This window comes from Pseudomonas sp. M47T1 (assembly GCF_000263855.1).
In the GTDB taxonomy this organism is placed as follows: domain Bacteria; phylum Pseudomonadota; class Gammaproteobacteria; order Pseudomonadales; family Pseudomonadaceae; genus Aquipseudomonas.
This window is the reverse complement of sequence record NZ_AJWX01000027.1, coordinates 60,771-77,643: the sequence shown is the minus strand read 5'-3', so window position 1 is coordinate 77,643 and position 16,873 is coordinate 60,771. Positions and strand designations below refer to the sequence as shown.

The 16,873-nt window shown below is 61.0% G+C and carries 17 protein-coding genes; 8 read left to right on the top strand and 9 right to left on the bottom strand.

Annotated features, from left to right (window positions below):
- Window positions 1–8 precede the first annotated feature (8 nt).
- Window positions 9–857, bottom strand: a complete 849-nt coding sequence (locus PMM47T1_RS23185; protein ID WP_008373662.1) for a sugar phosphate isomerase/epimerase family protein — start codon at window positions 855–857, stop codon at window positions 9–11.
- Window positions 858–1,200: 343 nt separating this feature from the next.
- Between PMM47T1_RS23185 and PMM47T1_RS23180 the strand changes: the two genes are divergently transcribed.
- Window positions 1,201–2,148, top strand: coding sequence for a GGDEF domain-containing protein (locus PMM47T1_RS23180; protein ID WP_081492703.1), 948 nt, complete (start codon window positions 1,201–1,203; stop codon window positions 2,146–2,148).
- Between the two features lie 383 nt (window positions 2,149–2,531).
- On the top strand, window positions 2,532–3,005 hold the full coding sequence (locus PMM47T1_RS23175; protein WP_157213075.1) for a hypothetical protein: 474 nt from the start codon (window positions 2,532–2,534) through the stop codon (window positions 3,003–3,005).
- Window positions 3,006–3,054: 49 nt separating this feature from the next.
- On the opposite strand, the gene PMM47T1_RS23170 is transcribed toward PMM47T1_RS23175, so the two are convergent.
- The 4 genes from PMM47T1_RS23170 to PMM47T1_RS23155 form a co-directional block, all read right to left on the bottom strand.
- Window positions 3,055–3,588 (bottom strand): hypothetical protein, encoded by a 534-nt coding sequence (locus tag PMM47T1_RS23170; RefSeq protein ID WP_008373656.1) that lies wholly within the window; start codon window positions 3,586–3,588, stop codon window positions 3,055–3,057.
- 214 nt (window positions 3,589–3,802) lie between these two features.
- A complete protein-coding gene (locus tag PMM47T1_RS23165) occupies window positions 3,803–4,060 on the bottom strand; it encodes a bacteriocin immunity protein (protein ID WP_043301452.1) in 258 nt (85 codons plus the stop codon).
- Between the two features lie 8 nt (window positions 4,061–4,068).
- Entirely contained in the window at window positions 4,069–5,406 is a 1,338-nt protein-coding gene (locus tag PMM47T1_RS23160) for an S-type pyocin domain-containing protein (protein ID WP_043301441.1), read from the bottom strand.
- Between the two features lie 387 nt (window positions 5,407–5,793).
- Window positions 5,794–6,741, bottom strand: a complete 948-nt coding sequence (locus PMM47T1_RS23155) for a LysR family transcriptional regulator (protein ID WP_008373650.1) — start codon at window positions 6,739–6,741, stop codon at window positions 5,794–5,796.
- 102 nt (window positions 6,742–6,843) lie between these two features.
- On the opposite strand from PMM47T1_RS23155, the gene PMM47T1_RS23150 reads away from it, so the two are divergent.
- On the top strand, window positions 6,844–8,361 hold the full coding sequence (locus tag PMM47T1_RS23150) for a CoA-acylating methylmalonate-semialdehyde dehydrogenase (protein ID WP_008373648.1): 1,518 nt from the start codon (window positions 6,844–6,846) through the stop codon (window positions 8,359–8,361).
- 10 nt (window positions 8,362–8,371) lie between these two features.
- Window positions 8,372–9,259, top strand: coding sequence for a 3-hydroxyisobutyrate dehydrogenase (gene mmsB / locus PMM47T1_RS23145; protein ID WP_008373646.1), 888 nt, complete (start codon window positions 8,372–8,374; stop codon window positions 9,257–9,259).
- Window positions 9,260–9,304: 45 nt separating this feature from the next.
- Here mmsB and PMM47T1_RS23140 read toward each other — a convergent pair whose 3' ends face one another.
- From PMM47T1_RS23140 to PMM47T1_RS23130, 3 genes are all read right to left on the bottom strand, one after another.
- A complete protein-coding gene (locus PMM47T1_RS23140) occupies window positions 9,305–9,649 on the bottom strand; it encodes a cupin domain-containing protein (RefSeq protein ID WP_008373643.1) in 345 nt (114 codons plus the stop codon).
- Window positions 9,650–9,724: 75 nt separating this feature from the next.
- Window positions 9,725–11,047 carry a chloride channel protein gene (locus tag PMM47T1_RS23135; RefSeq protein WP_008373641.1) on the bottom strand — a complete coding sequence of 441 codons (1,323 nt, stop codon included), beginning with the start codon at window positions 11,045–11,047 and terminating at the stop codon, window positions 9,725–9,727.
- A gap of 39 nt (window positions 11,048–11,086) precedes the next feature.
- Complete coding sequence (locus tag PMM47T1_RS23130) at window positions 11,087–11,995, bottom strand: LysR family transcriptional regulator (protein WP_008373639.1); 909 nt, start codon at window positions 11,993–11,995, stop codon at window positions 11,087–11,089.
- Between the two features lie 86 nt (window positions 11,996–12,081).
- Between PMM47T1_RS23130 and PMM47T1_RS23125 the strand changes: the two genes are divergently transcribed.
- Window positions 12,082–12,846, top strand: coding sequence for a sulfite exporter TauE/SafE family protein (locus tag PMM47T1_RS23125; protein ID WP_008373637.1), 765 nt, complete (start codon window positions 12,082–12,084; stop codon window positions 12,844–12,846).
- A 140-nt stretch (window positions 12,847–12,986) separates the two neighbouring features.
- On the opposite strand, the gene PMM47T1_RS23120 is transcribed toward PMM47T1_RS23125, so the two are convergent.
- Window positions 12,987–13,304, bottom strand: coding sequence for a putative quinol monooxygenase (locus PMM47T1_RS23120; RefSeq protein WP_008373635.1), 318 nt, complete (start codon window positions 13,302–13,304; stop codon window positions 12,987–12,989).
- 152 nt (window positions 13,305–13,456) lie between these two features.
- Between PMM47T1_RS23120 and PMM47T1_RS23115 the strand changes: the two genes are divergently transcribed.
- The 3 genes from PMM47T1_RS23115 to ggt all read left to right on the top strand — a co-directional run bounded on the left by PMM47T1_RS23115 (window position 13,457) and on the right by ggt (window position 16,842).
- Complete coding sequence (locus PMM47T1_RS23115) at window positions 13,457–14,047, top strand: NAD(P)H-dependent oxidoreductase (RefSeq protein ID WP_008373633.1); 591 nt, start codon at window positions 13,457–13,459, stop codon at window positions 14,045–14,047.
- 61 nt (window positions 14,048–14,108) lie between these two features.
- A complete protein-coding gene (locus PMM47T1_RS23110; protein ID WP_008373631.1) occupies window positions 14,109–15,014 on the top strand; it encodes a LysR family transcriptional regulator in 906 nt (301 codons plus the stop codon).
- A gap of 160 nt (window positions 15,015–15,174) precedes the next feature.
- The gene (ggt, locus tag PMM47T1_RS23105; RefSeq protein ID WP_008373628.1) at window positions 15,175–16,842 is read left to right on the top strand and encodes a gamma-glutamyltransferase; all 1,668 of its coding nucleotides are present in this window, start codon (window positions 15,175–15,177) and stop codon (window positions 16,840–16,842) included.
- Window positions 16,843–16,873 lie beyond the last annotated feature (31 nt).

Genomic DNA, 16,873 nt, shown 5'->3' with positions numbered 1-16,873 from the left:
AGGGTTCCTCAGCAGTGTGCAGCGCGATAGCGATCGAAATGGGCGCGCTCGGTGCGGGCCATCCACACGTTCAGCGACCACAGGTCAGCGACCGGCACGTTGGTAAAGGGCAGGTGATGCAGGTAACCGTCGGCGCCAAACTCCGGGGTCAGGGTGCTGACCTGGTAGCCGCGCGCCTGTTGGGCGGCCCAGATGGCTTCCCAGTGTTTCTGGTGGAACGCCAGTTCGCGGCCGTATTCCGGGGCGCCGGGGTGGGGTACTTGCGGGCCCTGGTCATAACCGACTCGGGCCTGAATGTGGTGCACGCGCTCCACGAATGCGCTGAGGTCGTCGGCCGGGTCATCGAGCAGGCGCTCGCACGTAACCACCCAGTGGCTGATGTCACTGGTGAAACGCAGGTCAGGCAGTTGCCGGATCAGCTCCAGGGTCACCCAGGGATTGAACAGCGAGCGCGAGCGGTGGGTTTCAAAACTGAGGAACTGACCGTGCTTGTGGCCCAGTTCCAGGGCCCGGCCGAAGAACTCGACCTGCTGGGCCAATGGCCAGCGATCGTTGCCGGCCAGCACGTTGATAAAGCGAGGTGACAGCTCCGTGGCCCAGCCCAGCTTGCTGTCCAAGTCGTTGAGGTGTTCGGCGGGCAGGGCCGATTGTTGGGGCAATACGTCGTAGGCGGTGAAGAGAGTACAAATGTACCCCAGGCCGTTCGTGCGCAGAAACGCGGCAAATTCGGCCCGTTCGCGGGCCACCAGTGGCAACCGCGCTTCCATGCCATCGAAGCCTGCGGCCTGCAGTTCCTCCAGGGCCTGGGCCTTGCTGGCGGTATAACCCCACAGGGTGCGGAATATCTCCAGTTTCATCGAAGCTCCTCATGCTACTCACAGCACACCGACGGCATGGGCCGGTGCGTCATTGGGCTGGGCAGTAGCAAAAGGGCATGCAGATGGCCGGGTCTCTGGCGGAACCGGTCCGGGTTGATGGCTGGATCTTAGGCAGGCCAGCGCCTGGGGAAGAATAGGAAAGCTTAAATTGAAAGTTCAGAAATTCCAGAACCAATAGCGCGCTACCGAAGCCAGGCCAGCCTATTCGCTGTGCTATGGTTTTTGGCACCCACCGGCATCGGGCGAGTGCGCGGGTCATGAATGAAACAGTCGGGACGACGGGGTTGGTTGGCTACGGAAAGAACGCGCGGGGATTGTGCTGATGGGTTCCAGGGTTCGCACGCTAAGTGCTGCGTTGCGCCGTGCACAAGTGCTGGTGGCGCTGTTGGCCGCAGGCCTGTGCGCGGTGTTGTTGAGCCTGCTGGGCGTGCTGGCCTGGCGCAGCCATATTGCCGATGTACTGCCGGCCGTCGCCCCTTGGCGGGTGCTGCTGGCTGGTGGTTGCATTGCGCTGTGCACGGCCATCGGCACGCTGAGCGCGGTGTACGTGTCGCGGCGCCTGTTGCGCGGCATTTTCGACCCGCTGCACAACCTGGCCCAGGTAATCGAAGCCGCGCGCCGCCAGCACGGCTTCGAACATCGCGTGCCCGCCGCCGGCCTGCACGACCTCGATGCCCTGGGCGGCAACGTCAACGCCTTGCTCGATGAGCTGGAAACCTGGCACGTGCACGCGCAGGGCGAACCGGCCCGGCAGTCCAGCCTCGATCACTTGACCGGGTTGCCCAACCGGGCTTTTTTCGAGGCACGCCTGGCCCGCAACCTCGACAGTGCCCAGAAGCGCCAGCGGCAACTGGCGGTACTGGTGATCGACGCCGATCATTTTCAGGCCATCAACGAGCATCACGGGCACACGGCGGGCGACGACGTGCTGATCAGCCTGGCGGGGCGGATTCGTCGGGAGTTGCGGGAAAACGATCTGCTGGCGCGGCTGGGCGGTGACGAGTTTGCGGTATTGCTGCTGCTGGACAGCGGCGAGCGCGGCGAAGAGGCCGGGCACATCGCCGACAACATCATCGCCGGCCTGTACGCCCCCATCGTCCTGCCCAACGCCGCCACGCTCACGGCGTCGCTGAGCATCGGCGTGGCCTTGTCTCCTGAACATGGCCGCACAGGCGCCGAACTGATGGCCGCCGCCACGGCAGCGTTGCACCAGGCCAAGCACCAGGGGCGTGGCCGCTGGTGTCAAACCCAAGTAGCAGCCTATCCGTAGCCAGGGCATGTATGAAAAAGCATGTGACGGCGTGTTCTGATGTGGGCGCTCTACACATTTCGTACAACGCCTAGGGCAGGTTCGCCCAAAAAGCTTTCAGCTTTCTGTTTGGCGTAGTCGCACACCATCAAGCACCTCACACACAAAATCTGCTTTTCTAATCACCACAAACCACACCCCCGCATTATTTTCCCAGCCAGAAATCCAATCAAGGACAGAGTTGCACGACCCTCGCGGCGCGCGGGATGAGATTTGATGTGAGAAGCGGCCATCATAGAATATAGAACGGTGCGTTCGTTCTGTAATATTTATGATATGACATTGTAGAACGAAACCAGAACAGCTAACATCAGTCTCATACAAAACACATTAGGATTTTGAAAGTGAGTGAAATGCCAGTAGGTATCGTTCTGGGTGATGGCCAATCTTGGAATGCTCAACACAGCTACGTTCAGACCAAAGGCGCTATGTGCGACAAGCAAGGTCTGTTGGCTGCCTTATCTACGTCTGGTGTCAAGGAGACGTTGCCTTGGTTGAAGGAGCAATCTGCCAAAGGGGTAGCGGTCCCTCCCTACGCAACCTTTAGACTTTGGGCCGTCGCTAAGAAAATTAAGACAACACCCTCCACTCCTGCCAAAGCTACCCCTGCACCGGCCACCATTGAAGATATGGAAGCAGCGATCAAACAACAGCAAGAGAAGCTAGAAAAACAGAAAAAGGATTACGTCAAACTCCTACGCAACGAAGTGACTCGCCTGAAAGCTGAGCTTGGTAAAGCTACGCAGAAATACGAAGAGATAACAGAAGGTATGTCGCAAGCTGAATTGGAAGAACTCCAAAATCAAGACAGAATGTAACATTGATGACAGATGCTGAAAGAGCCCGCCTAGAGCGGGCTTTATTCTTTTAGAAAAATGTCCAGCCACTGACATTATGAAATTTTAAGTATTCTTCCATCTCATCTTCAAGCTTCTCCAGCAAAGCTTCAAAACCATTACGTGCCTTTGTGCAAGCTTCGCTGAGCGGCCCCAGTTGGTCTGCATTATCATGGGCGCCAGCAATCCTTAACAATTCCTGTTGCATAGCACCCCGCACCATCGCCCCGCTGTTTTTCATCTGTTCGAGAATGGCATAGACCCCGCTTTCCTTTTCAAACAGAAACTTCGACTCCCTGTAATATTTTATAAAGCCATCACCAACATTTTTAACCTTCTCATAATCCCCAAACCAAATTGCGTTATGGTAGTCAAGAGCGGCCTTATACACTTCAAATCGTTTGTTGTATAAATCCAGCCTCGTCTTGGCGCTGGCAATTTTCATCTGCGAGTATCCGACAATAAACGTTGCAAGGCTAATGAATGCCGCAGCAACACTTAGGTATAACGTTATATCTGTACTGGTGATGGCACTGCTCACCACACTTACAGTTTCAACGGTCATTTTATCAACCTCTCCTCAACCAGAATACCGTTGGTGCCGGGTAGGCAGTCGCCCCACGCAATCAGCCCTGTAATTTGCACACCCAGACATTAACGACGCTACAGTCGCAATCGCCCATGCCTTCATTGGTTAAGTCCTTGTGTTAGATCGGCTGGGCTTACAGTCTCGTTTGGCACCGTGCCATTACGTCACACCTATTCCCAAGAGCTGGAAATCAACCCTCCTTGAATCCCGGCAAGCCCTCAGCAGCACGCCATTCCTTCACTACACGTGTAACGTCTTCTGCTGATCCGCTTGACCCGTCCTCGGGGTAGTAGATGAGGTCGGTGCCGTCTGGGTGACCAGTCATTTCGCAGAATTGGTCTAGCAGGACATCTACCATGTCATCAGTTGCTGCTTTGTTTTCAGCTAGCAGCTTATGCATGAAACTGACGAATTCGTCTTCGGTGTAGTCGGTGATATCGTTTTTCATTATCAGTGTCATCCGTTTCTATGAATGTCGATGTGGTGCTTGGGGGTTACGACGTTCAGGTTATCGACATCGTAGACTTTTCCGCCTTTGGCTACTTCGTCTGCATGATGCAGTTCGAATGATCCACGCTTTCCCGCTCTGTCTCTGTACCGTGCCTTCGGTGCTTTGCCTTCCCGGATACGGTCAACGTTATTGTCTGTGAATTGTTCCACCAGTCCAGTACTGGCTACCGCTTTCCAGAGTGCCCGCCTGAAACTGTCGAAGGTGCCAAAGCTCTTACCCCGTAGCTGATCAGCAATCTCTGTCGGTATCGGTGCACCGAGTCCGGAAGTTGCCCCGGCTAGCCATATGCCCGTTACATCCTTTCCCTGTCCCGTAACGGTGCCGGCATCAAGGCGGACATTCATCACGATATACAGCGGCTGTACACCAGAGCCAGCCGGGAAAACGAGAATGAAATCCTTGTAGGTGTCCGGGTAGATCGGGCTGACGATTATGTTATCAGCCTGTTCTGTAGGCGGATAAATCCATATCTGGGGGGCTTGGGGTGCAGCTTCTAACGGGGGAATCCCTGAGGTGCTGGACGGGTCAACGGCTGGCGTCCATATAAGGGTTACCCCGTCGCCGAAGTCCGCCACCCGCTGAGCCCCTTGCTCATCGAATTGCACCACCGGAATCATCTCCCAATCGGTGCGTTTCTGAGTGTTATAGCCGTACCCCTTCAAGGTGCCATTGGCTTGCTGTTCAACGTGCAGACGGACACGTGTTCGGGCTTTCTTGAGTGATTGAAGTTGGTCTTCTGTGTAGAGGCTGCTGTCGCCCAAGCTCGATGGCCACAGCATCGCAACCATCCCTCCCAAGAAACCAGCAACTACACCAGCAGTTACAACGCCAGTTCCGGCCCCGGCTCCTGTTGCAGCAGCAGTCTGCGTTGCAATACCAGCAGCCCCAGCAGTGCAGAGGCCACCACAGGACGCACTGGCCGCCACTGCTGCCCCGCTCAATATGAGCGTTCCAATTGCAGTGGGTAGGGCGCTACCGCTGATTTTCTTGAGGGGGATGTTCCCGTCTGCATCCGTTTCACGACCACCGAGAATGGCAAACTCGCCGTAGTTGGCCACCTTCTCGACAGGGATAAATCCTGCTGGATTCTTGTGATCGATCACACCGTCTGGAAGATCGCAGCTCTTGGCGAACACACAGCCAACGGTGTTGGGCTTGGGGCCTTCTTTCGGTGGAAGGTCTTTGTATTCCGCCCAACGCTGGGCATGGATATCAACAGCTTCTACGCCGTTGTTTCTACTGGTCGCATTAACCAATGCTGGTTTGGGCACATAACCGGACATGCAGCTTCCTTTCGTCCATGGGGAATTCCAGCCTGAAGCTGGGCAGCATCGACGTTACCGGTAAGCTCAAGTGCTGGCTGTAGGAAAAATCCCAAAAGCCATGCTGAAAATTCCCTATGTTCCATGTCGTTTGCTGGTGGCGAAGCATCTAGGGTTGGCTTCGGGGGTTGAATGGTTGCGACTGGCTACGTGTTTAAATACTGTGGAACCGATTCGGCTTGATAGCATCACCGAAACACGGATGTTGCTCGGGGTTAATGATCAACGCATCTGGGTCTGAAAGTCTGCCTCTAGGTGTTACAAGTCGCGTACCAACTCCTGTTACAAACTGTTGGAATAGGCCTGCGGACCTCGTTACGGTGCCGAAGCCTGATTCCTTGATAAACACTAGTCGGCGAACACCATCCCCCGACTTTCCCCCATCAACAGCGGCTGATTCTGCTCAGTCACCTCGCGGATGTAATCCCACAACAGGGTAATGCGCTTGAGCTTGCGCAGATCCTCCCGACAATACATCCAAAACTGCCGCGTCACGCTGATGTCCCCCGCCAGCACCGGTACCAGGTCACTGGCCTGGGCCGCCAGGAAGCACGGCAATATGGCCATGCCACGGCCCTGGCGGGCGGCGACGTACTGGGCAATGACGCTGGTGCTGCGCAGGCTGGCGCTGGCATTGGGCAGCAGGTTGGCCAGGTACAGCAGTTCCGAGCTGAAGGCCAGGTCGTCGACGTAGCTGATGAAGCGGTGGCCGGCCAGGTCGCGGCTGCTGGCGATGGGCGGGTGGCGGCCCAGGTAGTCCTGGGTGGCGTACAACTGCAGGCGGTAGTCGCACAGTTTGCAGCACACGTAGGGCCCATGTTCGGGGCGTTCCAGGGCGATGACGATATCGGCCTCGCGCTTGGACAGGCTGATGAAGTGCGGCAGCGGCAGGATATCGACGCTGATGGCTGGGTAGCTGTCGACGAAGTGGCTGAGCTGCGGGGTGACGAAAAAGCTGCCGAACCCCTCGGTGCAGCCCATGCGGATATGCCCCGACAACGCCACGCCCGAACCTGAAACCTGCTCGCAGGCCATGTGCAGCGTGCTCTCTATGGACTCGGCATAGCCCAGTAGGCGCTGGCCTTCGGCGGTAAGAATGAAACCGGTGGTGCGCGACTTCTCGAACAACAGCGTGCCCAGTGCCGCCTCCAGCGAGGTGATGCGCCGCGACACGGTGGTGTAGTCCACGCCCAGGCGCTTGGCGGCGCTGCTGGCCTTGCGCGTGCGCGCCACTTCGAGGAAAAACTTCAGGTCGTCCCAGTTCAGGGCGCCCAGGGAGGTGATGTTTTTTTGCATGTTGGACCGGCTTTTATCCGCGTTCTTGTTGGATGTTTGCACATCTATACTCCAAGGCAGAGCCATCACGCCATGCACAAGAACAATTACGCGGAGGTCTTGATGAACGTTTCGGTTACTGCCGGTATCCACACGGTCAAACTGCTGATCGATGGCGAATGGGTTGAATCCCAGGCCAGCGAATGGCGCGACATCGTCAACCCGGCCACCCAGCAGGTGCTGGCACGGGTGCCCTTTGCCACCCAGACGGAGGTCGACGCGGCCGTGGCCGCCGCCCAGAAGGCGTATGTGAGCTGGCGCAACACGCCGGTGGGGGCCCGCATGCGCATCATGCTCAAGTTTCAGGCGTTGATTCGCGAACACTCTAAACGCATCGCCCAGACCCTCAGCACCGAGCAGGGCAAGACCATAGCCGATGCCGAGGGCGACATTTTCCGTGGCCTGGAAGTGGTGGAGCACGCCTGCTCCATCGGCAGCCTGCAAATGGGCGAGTTCGTCGAGAACGTCGCCGGGGGCGTGGACACCTACACCCTGCGCCAGCCCATCGGCGTGTGTGCCGGCATCACGCCGTTCAACTTCCCGGCCATGATCCCGCTGTGGATGTTCCCCATGGCCATCGTCTGCGGCAATACCTTTGTGCTCAAGCCGTCCGAACAGGACCCGCTGTCCACCGTGCAACTGGTGGAGCTGGCGCTGGAAGCCGGGGTGCCCAAGGGCGTGCTCAACGTGGTGCAAGGTGGCAAGGAGGTGGTTGACGCGCTGTGCACCCATGCCGACATCAAGGCCATCTCCTTCGTGGGGTCCACGGCGGTTGGCACCCATGTGTATAACCTCGCCGGCCAGCACGGCAAACGCGTGCAGGCGATGATGGGGGCCAAGAACCACGCGGTGGTGCTGCCCGATGCCAATCGTGAGCAAACCCTCAACGCCCTGGTAGGTGCCGCCTTCGGGGCCGCCGGCCAGCGCTGCATGGCCACCTCGGTGGCAGTGCTGGTGGGTGCGGCGAAACAATGGGTGCCGGAGCTCAAGTCGCTGGCGCAGAAGCTTAAGGTGAACGCCGGCAGCGAGCCGGGCACCGACGTCGGGCCGCTGATTTCCCGTCAGGCCAAGCAACGCGTGCTGAGCCTGATCGAGAGCGGGGTAAAGGAGGGCGCCACCCTCGACCTGGATGGCCGCGACGTCAAGGTGCCAGGCTTTGAGGAGGGCAACTTCGTGGGCCCTACGCTGTTCTCCGGGGTCACCACCGACATGCAGATCTACACCCAGGAAATCTTTGGCCCGGTGCTGGTGGTACTGACCGTGGACACCCTCGACGAGGCCATTGCCCTGGTCAACCGCAACCCCTTTGGCAACGGCACTGGCCTGTTCACCCAGAGCGGCGCGGCGGCGCGCAAGTTCCAGAGCGAAATCGACGTGGGCCAGGTGGGTATCAATATTCCCATCCCGGTGCCCGTGCCGTTCTTCAGCTTTACCGGCTCGCGCGGCTCCAAGCTCGGCGATTTGGGCCCCTACGGCAAACAGGTGGTGCAGTTCTACACCCAGACCAAGACCGTGACGGCGCGCTGGTTCGATGACGACAGCGTCAACGACGGCGTCAACACCACCATCAACCTGCGCTAGGAGGCCAGTCATGAACATTGCATTCATTGGCCTGGGCAACATGGGCGCGCCCATGGCGCGCAACCTGCTAAAGGCCGGGCACCATCTGTACCTGTTTGACTTGAACAAGGCAGTGCTGGCGGAGCTTGCCGCGCTGGGCGGCACCGTCAGTGCATCGCCGCGCGAGGCTGCCCAGGCTGGTGATCTGGTGATTACCATGTTGCCGGCCGCCGCCCATGTGCGCAGCGTTTACCTGAACGAGGACGGTGTGCTGGCCGGGATTCGCCCCGGTACACCGGCGGTGGATTGCAGCACCATCGACCCGCAGACCGCCCGCGATATCTCAGTTACGGCGGCGAAGCAGGGCGTGGACCTTGGCGATGCGCCGGTGTCCGGCGGCACTGGCGGGGCAGCGGCGGGCACCCTGACGTTCATGGTTGGCGCCACGCCGGCCTTGTTCGATAGCTTGCACCCGGTGCTGGCGCAAATGGGGCGCAACATTGTTCATTGCGGTGAGGTGGGCACGGGGCAGATCGCCAAGATCTGCAATAACCTGCTGCTGGGGATATCCATGATCGGCGTGTCCGAGGCCATGGCCCTGGGCAGCGCACTGGGCATCGACACCGGCGTGCTGGCCGGCATCATCAACAGCTCCACGGGGCGTTGCTGGAGCTCGGACACCTACAACCCCTGGCCGGGCATCATCGACACCGCGCCAGCGGCGCGCGGCTACACTGGTGGGTTTGGCGCCGACTTGATGCTCAAGGACCTGGGCCTGGCCACCGAGGCGGCGCGCCAGGCGCACCAGCCGGTGATTCTCGGTGCCGTGGCACAGCAGTTGTACCAGGCCATGAGCTTGCGCGGGGAGGGCGGGCTGGACTTCTCGGCGATTGTGAAGGGGTACCGCAAGCCTGAATGACGTTGAATGAAGCCTGGCGGCAGCTGCGGGGTAGCTGTGCCGGCTTTAGGCGAAGACGAAATACTTGCGCACGGTTTCCACTACTTCCCAGGTGCCTTTCATCCCCGGCTCGACAATGAAGATATCGCCCGCCCGCAGGTGCACCGGTTCCATGCCGTCCGGGGTGATCACGCAGTAGCCTTCCTGGAAATGGCAGTATTCCCACTTCACGTAATCCACGCGCCACTTGCCCGGCGTGCAGATCCAAGTGCCCATGATCTTGCTACCGTCTTCGCTGGTGTAGGCATTGAGGTTGACGGTGTGCGGGTCGCCTTCCAGCTTCTCCCATTTGCAGGCGTCCAGCACGGGCAGGGGATGGGTGTCGCGCAGTACAACAAGAGGCTTGGACATGAGGGGCTCCGGCAGATATTTCAGGAGCCCGCATGTTGACGCCCGGGCGCCGGGCGTGAATGCCTGAGGTCGACATCAAGGTGTCTGTTTGCGCTCCGGCTCCACGACGTCCGGCGCCGGGCGAAAGCCCAAGGCCAATTGCTGGTACAGCTCCGGCCCGAGGCGCGAGCTGACCGCCTTGGCAATCAGGGCCACGCCCATCAGGCTGATCACCAGGCCGTGGCTGTCGATCATCTCCATGACAATGATCGCCGAGGTAATGGGCGATTGCGTCACGGCGGCCAGGAAACCGACCATGCACAAGGCAATGATCGGCTGCGGCGCCAGGTGGAACACGGCCGCCACATTCGCCCCAAGGGCTGCGCCCACAGCCAGGGAGGGCGCGAAGATGCCACCCGGAATACCGCTGAAGTAAGTCACCACCGTGGCCAGGAAGCGGGTGATGGGCGCGTGCCAGGGAATGCCCATGTCATGGGTGATGATCTGCGTGGTCACCACGTAACCACTGCCGTAGGACATGCCGCCGCTCAGCCAGCCCAGTACCGCCACCAGCAGGCCGCAAATGCCCGCGAACCACACCGGGTGCCGGCGCCGCCATTGCCACAGTGGCAGGTGCGCATGGCGCTGGGGCCACAGCAGCATGCGGCTGAATAACCCGCCCAGCACGCCACAGCCAATGCCGGCGGCCAGTGCCGGGACAATGATATCGAGGGTGACGCCCTGCACATTGAAGTGGCCGAAATAGTTGTAGTTACCCTGCAGGGCGATGGCGACCATACCCGACAGAATGATGGTGCTCAGCAACACGCCGCTGGTACGGGTTTCCAGCTTGCGGCCAAGTTCCTCCACGGCGAAGGCGACGCCCGCCAGGGGGGTGTTGAAGGCGGCGGCGATACCCGCGGCGCCACCGGCCAGAATCAGGTCATTGGCGCGAATAACCCGGGCGTTGGGCAGGAAACGATGGAAGAAATGCATGATCGAGGCCGCCACCTGCACCGACGGCCCCTCGCGCCCGGCGCTGAAACCGCCGGTCAGGGACAGGGTCCCGAGGCCGATTTTGGCCGCCGCGATGCGCAACGACACCAGGCGGTTAACCGGCTTGCCCTGGCTCGCCAGGCGCGTGGCAGCAATCACCTGGGGGATGCCGCTGCCCTGGCTGCCGGGGAAGAAACGCGTGGTCAACCACACCACCAGCATGCCCACCAGCGGCGTGTAGACAAAGGGCAGCCAGGGCCGTGCGGCGGTCTGGGTGGCGAACAGCCCCAGGGCCATGTCGGCCAGCCGGGCGAACATCACCACCAGCAGCCCTGCGACCGTCGCCGCTACCCACAGGGTGATGCGCGTGCGCCAGCGGATGGAGGTGAAGCGGCGTCGCAACAGGCTGAGGGGCTTGAGCATGGGGAAGTTTCCGGCCAGTGATGGGCAAAAGGTACCGGATTACCGAGTCGTATCAAGTAACAATTTGTCGGGTGCCAGGCTGGCCAGCAATGCCTGGGCATGGCCGGGCAGGGTGCTGAAGTCTGCCGAACACAGTAAAAGGCGCCGCGCCGCCCAGGGCTCGTGCAGTGGGCGACTGGCAAACTCAAGCTGGCCCTGGCAACGCTTGACCGCAGCCAGCGGCACCACGGCCACCCCCGCACCACGGGCCACCATGCGCACCGCGCCGTCAAAACCCTCCGCGCGCACCCGCACCTGCATGCGCCGGCCGCTGTGCAGCGCCTGCTCTTCCACCAGAATGCCGAGGGCGTTGTTTACCGCCAGCGCCACGTGACCGTAGGCCAGGCTGTCGGCAAAGGTGACCGTGGCCTGGCGCGCCAGCGGGTGGTTGACGGGCATGATCAGCACCAGGGGGTCGTCGCGAAACGCGCGGGCCTGCAAGCCATCGGTGGCCACGGCGTCGGAAATGATGCCTAGCGGCGCCGCGCCTTGGCGCAGGGCCTGGAGGATACGCAGGCTGGGCATTTCCTCGACGTCCACGTCCACACCAGGGTGGCGTTGCAGGAAGTCGCCGAGCAATTCCGGCAGGTATTCGGTGAGGGCGGCGGTGTTGCACAGCAGGCGCACCTGGCCCTGAATGCCTTGCGCGTATTGCGCCAGGTCGAATTGCAGGTGTTCTACCTGCTGCAACACCCGTCGGCTGTGCTCGCCCAGAGCCTGGCCGGCAGCGGTAGGCTGAACGCCACGGCGGTTACGCTCGAACAGGGCGATGCCCAGCGACGCCTCCATGGCCCGGATACGCGCGCTTGCGGCGGCCAATGACAGGTGGCTGCGCTGGGCGCCGGCGGTCATGTTGCCGCTGTCCAGGGTGTGCAAAAACAGCCGAAGGTCGATCAGGTCGAAATGCATGGCAGGTTCCAGCCTCAATCAGAGCAAGAGGCTGGCTCAGTATATGGCAGATTTTCAACCGCGGGGCCTGGGTGCAGCATGGCGCCATGAACACACTACTCTCGCTGTATCAGGAAATGGGCTGGGGCTTGTCGCTGCTGGTGTTGGCGACCTTCTTGCTGGCTGGCACGGTGAAGGGCGTGATCGGCTTGGGGCTGCCCACCGTGTCCATGGGCTTGCTGGGGCTGGCTATGGCGCCCGCACATGCAGCGGCGTTGCTGATTGTGCCGTCCACCTTTACCAACCTGTGGCAATTGCTGCTGGGCGGCCATTTGCGCGGCTTGATCGTGCGGCTGTGGCCCATGCTGCTGGCCATTTTCATCGGCACGGGCATCGGCAGCCTGTGGCTGGGCATGGATGGCGGCCAGTGGGTGGCGCGGGCGCTGGGCGGTGCCCTGGTGGCGTATGCGATGTGCGGCCTGTTCCTGCCGGTGCTGAGGGTGGCGGCCCGGCATGAACGCTGGCTGGGTCCGGTGTGCGGCATCGCCACCGGGATTATCACCGCAGCTACTGGGGTGTTCGTGATTCCGGCGGTGCCTTACCTGCAAGCCCTGGGGCTTAGCCGAGACGAGTTGGTGCAGGCGCTGGGCCTGTCATTCAGCGTCTCGACCCTGGCGTTGGCCGCCGGACTGCTGTGGCACGGCGAGCTGGGCAGCGGCGAGCTGGGGGCGTCGCTGGTAATGCTGCTGCCCGCGCTGATCGGTATGCAGGTGGGGCAATGGTTGCGCCAGCGCATCAGCGCGGCGCTGTTCAAGCGGGTGTTCTTTATTGGCCTGGCAATGTTGGGCGCGCACCTGCTCATCAATGGCTGATTACCCCATGCATTTGAGTTTTGCAGTGAAACGGATGGCCAGCGCAGCCTGCGGCAGCGGTTACAGGGTGGGTTTCGCCGCTGCCGCCGGGCTGCGCTGGCGGGTGTGAACGCTGGAGTTTTTCGGCCAGAGGATGACGATCAGGCGCGCCCGGCACTGGCAGGGCTCAGCATCTGCACCCGCTGAATGTCGAAATCAGCCTCCAGGTATTCCATGCGCTGCTCAAAGAACGCCGCCATGTGCGGCAACCCCGAATGCACATCCAGGTCGGTTTTCGACGCCCAGATTTCGTAGAACACGAACAGGGTGGGGTCGTTCAGGTCGCGCAGCATGTGGTATTCAATGCAGCCAGGCTCGCTGCGGCTGGCCTCCACGTAACCCAGGAACAGGCTGCGGAACGCATCGGCCATGTGCGGTTGGGTCTTGGCCTTGAGGATGAAACCGTATTGCTCGTGCATGGGAAAGCCTCCAGTTGGGATGCCAGGATTCTAAAGGCAATAATCCGCGCGTACTCGTGACTTTCAGGCAAATGTATTTTGCCCCGCCGCCGCTTATTCACCGTGCGACACCCCGGTAAAGTGCGCCTCATTCATTGACCGAGGCTTCCCCCATGAAAAAGATTCTCCTGCTCAACGGCGGCAAGCAATTCGCCCACTCCGACGGCCGTTACAACGCCACCCTGCACGACGCGGCCGTTGCATTGCTGGACCATGCCGGTTTCGACGTGAAAACCACCTTCATCGACGGCGGCTACGACACGGCCGAGGAAGTGCAGAAATTCCTTTGGGCCGACGTGATCATCTATCAAATGCCCGGCTGGTGGATGGGCGCGCCCTGGACGGTGAAGAAGTACGTCGACGACGTGTTCACCGAAGGCCATGGCAGCCTGTACGCCAGCGACGGTCGCACCCGCTCCGATGCCTCGCAGAAGTACGGCAGCGGCGGCTTGATCCACGGCAAGCAGTACATGCTGTCGCTGACCTGGAACGCCCCGCAACAGGCATTCGACGACCCCAGCGACTTCTTCGAAGCCAAGGGCGTGGACGCCGTGTATTTCCCGTTTCACAAGGCCAACCAGTTCCTGGGTATGACTGGCCTGCCGACCTTCCTGGCGACCGACGTGATGAAGCGCCCCAATATCGAAGAGCACGTGGAGCACTACAAGGCTCACCTGGCTCAGGTGTTGGGCTTCTCGCTGTGAGGTAAAGTGGGTGTCCATTGTGCAAGCCGATGTGCCGGCAAGCCTTACAGGGAAACCCAGGTTGAAAGCCAGATCAGACGAACTCCAGGTATTCATCTCGGTCATCGAGTGCGGTTCCATTTCAGCGGCGGCCGAACAGGTGGGGCAAACTCCATCGGCCATCAGCCGCACGCTGTCGCGGCTGGAAGCCAAGCTTGATACCACGCTGATCAACCGCACCACCCGGCGCATGGACCTGACCGAGGAAGGCCGGTATTTCTTCGAGCGGGCCAAGCAGATCCTGCAGCAGATGGATGAACTGGAAGAGCGCCTGGCGTTGCGTCAGCAAACCCCGGCCGGGCGCCTGCGTGTCAATGCGGCCTCGCCGTTCATGCTGCACGCCATCGTCCCCTACATCGGCGAATTCCGTGAGCGCTACCCGGACATCGTCCTGGAACTCAACACCGACGACCTGCTGATCGACCTGCTGGAGCAGAGCACCGACATTGCCATCCGCATCGGCGTGCTGGCCGACTCTACCTTGCATGCGCGCCTGTTGGGCCGCAGCCCGTTGAACATCCTGGCCAGCCCCGAATACCTGCGCCGCCACGGCACGCCGGAACGGGTGGAGGACCTGGGGCAACACTGCCTGCTGGGCTTCACTCAACCCGAACACCTCAACCAGTGGCCGCTGCGCCACGCCGAGGGCGACCGCTTGCAGGTCATCCCGCGGCTGTGCGCGTCCAGTGGCGAAACCTTGCGCCAACTGGCTCTGGCCGGGGAAGGGATTGTCTGCCTGTCAGACTTCATGACCCACCACGACATTGCCCAGGGCCGCCTGGTGCCGTTGCTGGCCCAGGCCAACAGTGGCTACCGACAGTTGATCAACGCGGTGTATTACCGCAACTCGCAACTGGCGCTGCGCATCCAGTGTTTCCTGGACTTCATGCAGGAAAAACTGGCGTGCTACGCCCAAGCAGATAGCTAAATGCTGTAGCCGCGGCCGCCAGGCTGCGCTGGCCCTCACCTGCACTGCAGATCTCCAGCGAGGCAAGGAGCCCCAAGGGATTTCCCGTGTCGGGGTTGAAAGCTCAGCCCACCTGGGCCTAACTGTTGCCTGCAATCCAAAACAACAGTAAGGACACCCGATGCGTATTGTGTTGTTCAAGACCCTTGCCCTGAGCGCGGCCATTGTCGCCAGTTCCTCCTCTTATGCCGCGTTGCTGGAAGCCGGCGCCGTAGCAGCGCCCGATCAATATGGCGCCAAGGTGGCGGCGCAGATTCTCAAGAAAGGCGGCAACGCGGTGGACGCCGCCGTGGCCACGGCCTTCACCCTGGCGGTGACCTACCCCGAAGCCGGTAACCTGGGCGGTGGCGGTTTCATGACCCTGTACGTGAAGGGCAAAGCCTACTTCCTCGACTACCGCGAAACCGCGCCCAAGGCGGCGAGCCGCAACATGTACCTGGACGACAAGGGCCAGGTCATCGAAAACCTCAGCCTGGTGGGCGCCCGCGCCAGTGGCGTGCCCGGCACCGTGCTGGGGCTGTGGGAAGCCCACAAGCGCTTCGGCAAACTGCCCTGGGCCGAGCTGCTGACCCCGGCCATCGGCTATGCCAGGGAAGGTTTTACCGTCGCCGACAAGCAGTTCCAGTACCGCCAGGACGCGCTGAAACTGTTCAATGGCCAGACCAACTTCAACGACTATTTTGGCACCATGAAGCCCGGCCAGACCTTCCGCCAGCCAGAGCTGGCGCACACCCTGGAGCGCATTGCCGACCAGGGCGCCAAGGACTTCTACGAGGGCAAGACCGCCGACTTGCTGGTGGCCCAGATGCAGGCCGACAAGGGCCTGATCACCAAGCAGGACCTGCACGACTACAAGGTCAGCTGGCGCCGGCCGCTGCACATCGACTGGCGCGGCAACCTGATCTACACCGCGCCGTTGCCCAGCTCCGGCGGCATCGCCCTGGCGCAACTGCTGGGCATCAAGGACATTCGCAAGGCTGACTTCAAGGACGTGCCGCTCAATTGCGCACGCTACATCCATCTGCTGGCGGAAATCGAAAAGCGCGTGTTCGCCGACCGCGCCAACTACTTGGGTGACCCGGACTTCAACGATGTGCCGGTCAATAAGCTGATTGCACCGGCCTACCTGCTCAAACGTGCCGACGAGGTCAACCCCACGGCTATTTCCGCTACCGAGAATGTGCACCCCGGCCTTGAGGCGCACCAGACCACGCACTTCTCCATCATCGACCACGATGGCAACGCGGTGAGCAACACCTACACCCTGAACTGGGACTACGGCAGCGGCGTGGTCGTGAAGGGCGCAGGCTTCCTGCTCAACGACGAGATGGACGATTTCAGTTCCAAGCCCGGCGTCGCCAATGCCTTTGGCGTGGTGGGTGGCGACGCCAACGCCATCGAGCCGGGCAAGCGCATGCTGTCGTCAATGAGCCCCACCATCGTCACCCGTGACGGCCGGGTGACGATGGTGGTAGGCACGCCGGGCGGCTCGCGGATCTTCACCTCGATCTTCCAGGTGCTCAACAACGTGTACGACTATCACCTGCCGTTGGCCAAGGCCGTCGCGGCCCAGCGCGTGCATCACCAGTTGCTGCCCAAGGACACCCTCTACTTCGACAGCTTCGCACCGCTGACCGGGCAGCCGGCCGACGAGCTCAAGGCCATGGGCTACACCCTGGAAGACCAGGGCTGGGAAATGGGTGACATCCAGGCCATCAAGGTGGACGGCCGCAAGGTCGAGACTGCGTCCGACCCACGGGGCCGAGGGGTAGGGCTGCTGATCAAATGAAGTTCATGAATGTGGGGCCTGACTAGCGTTA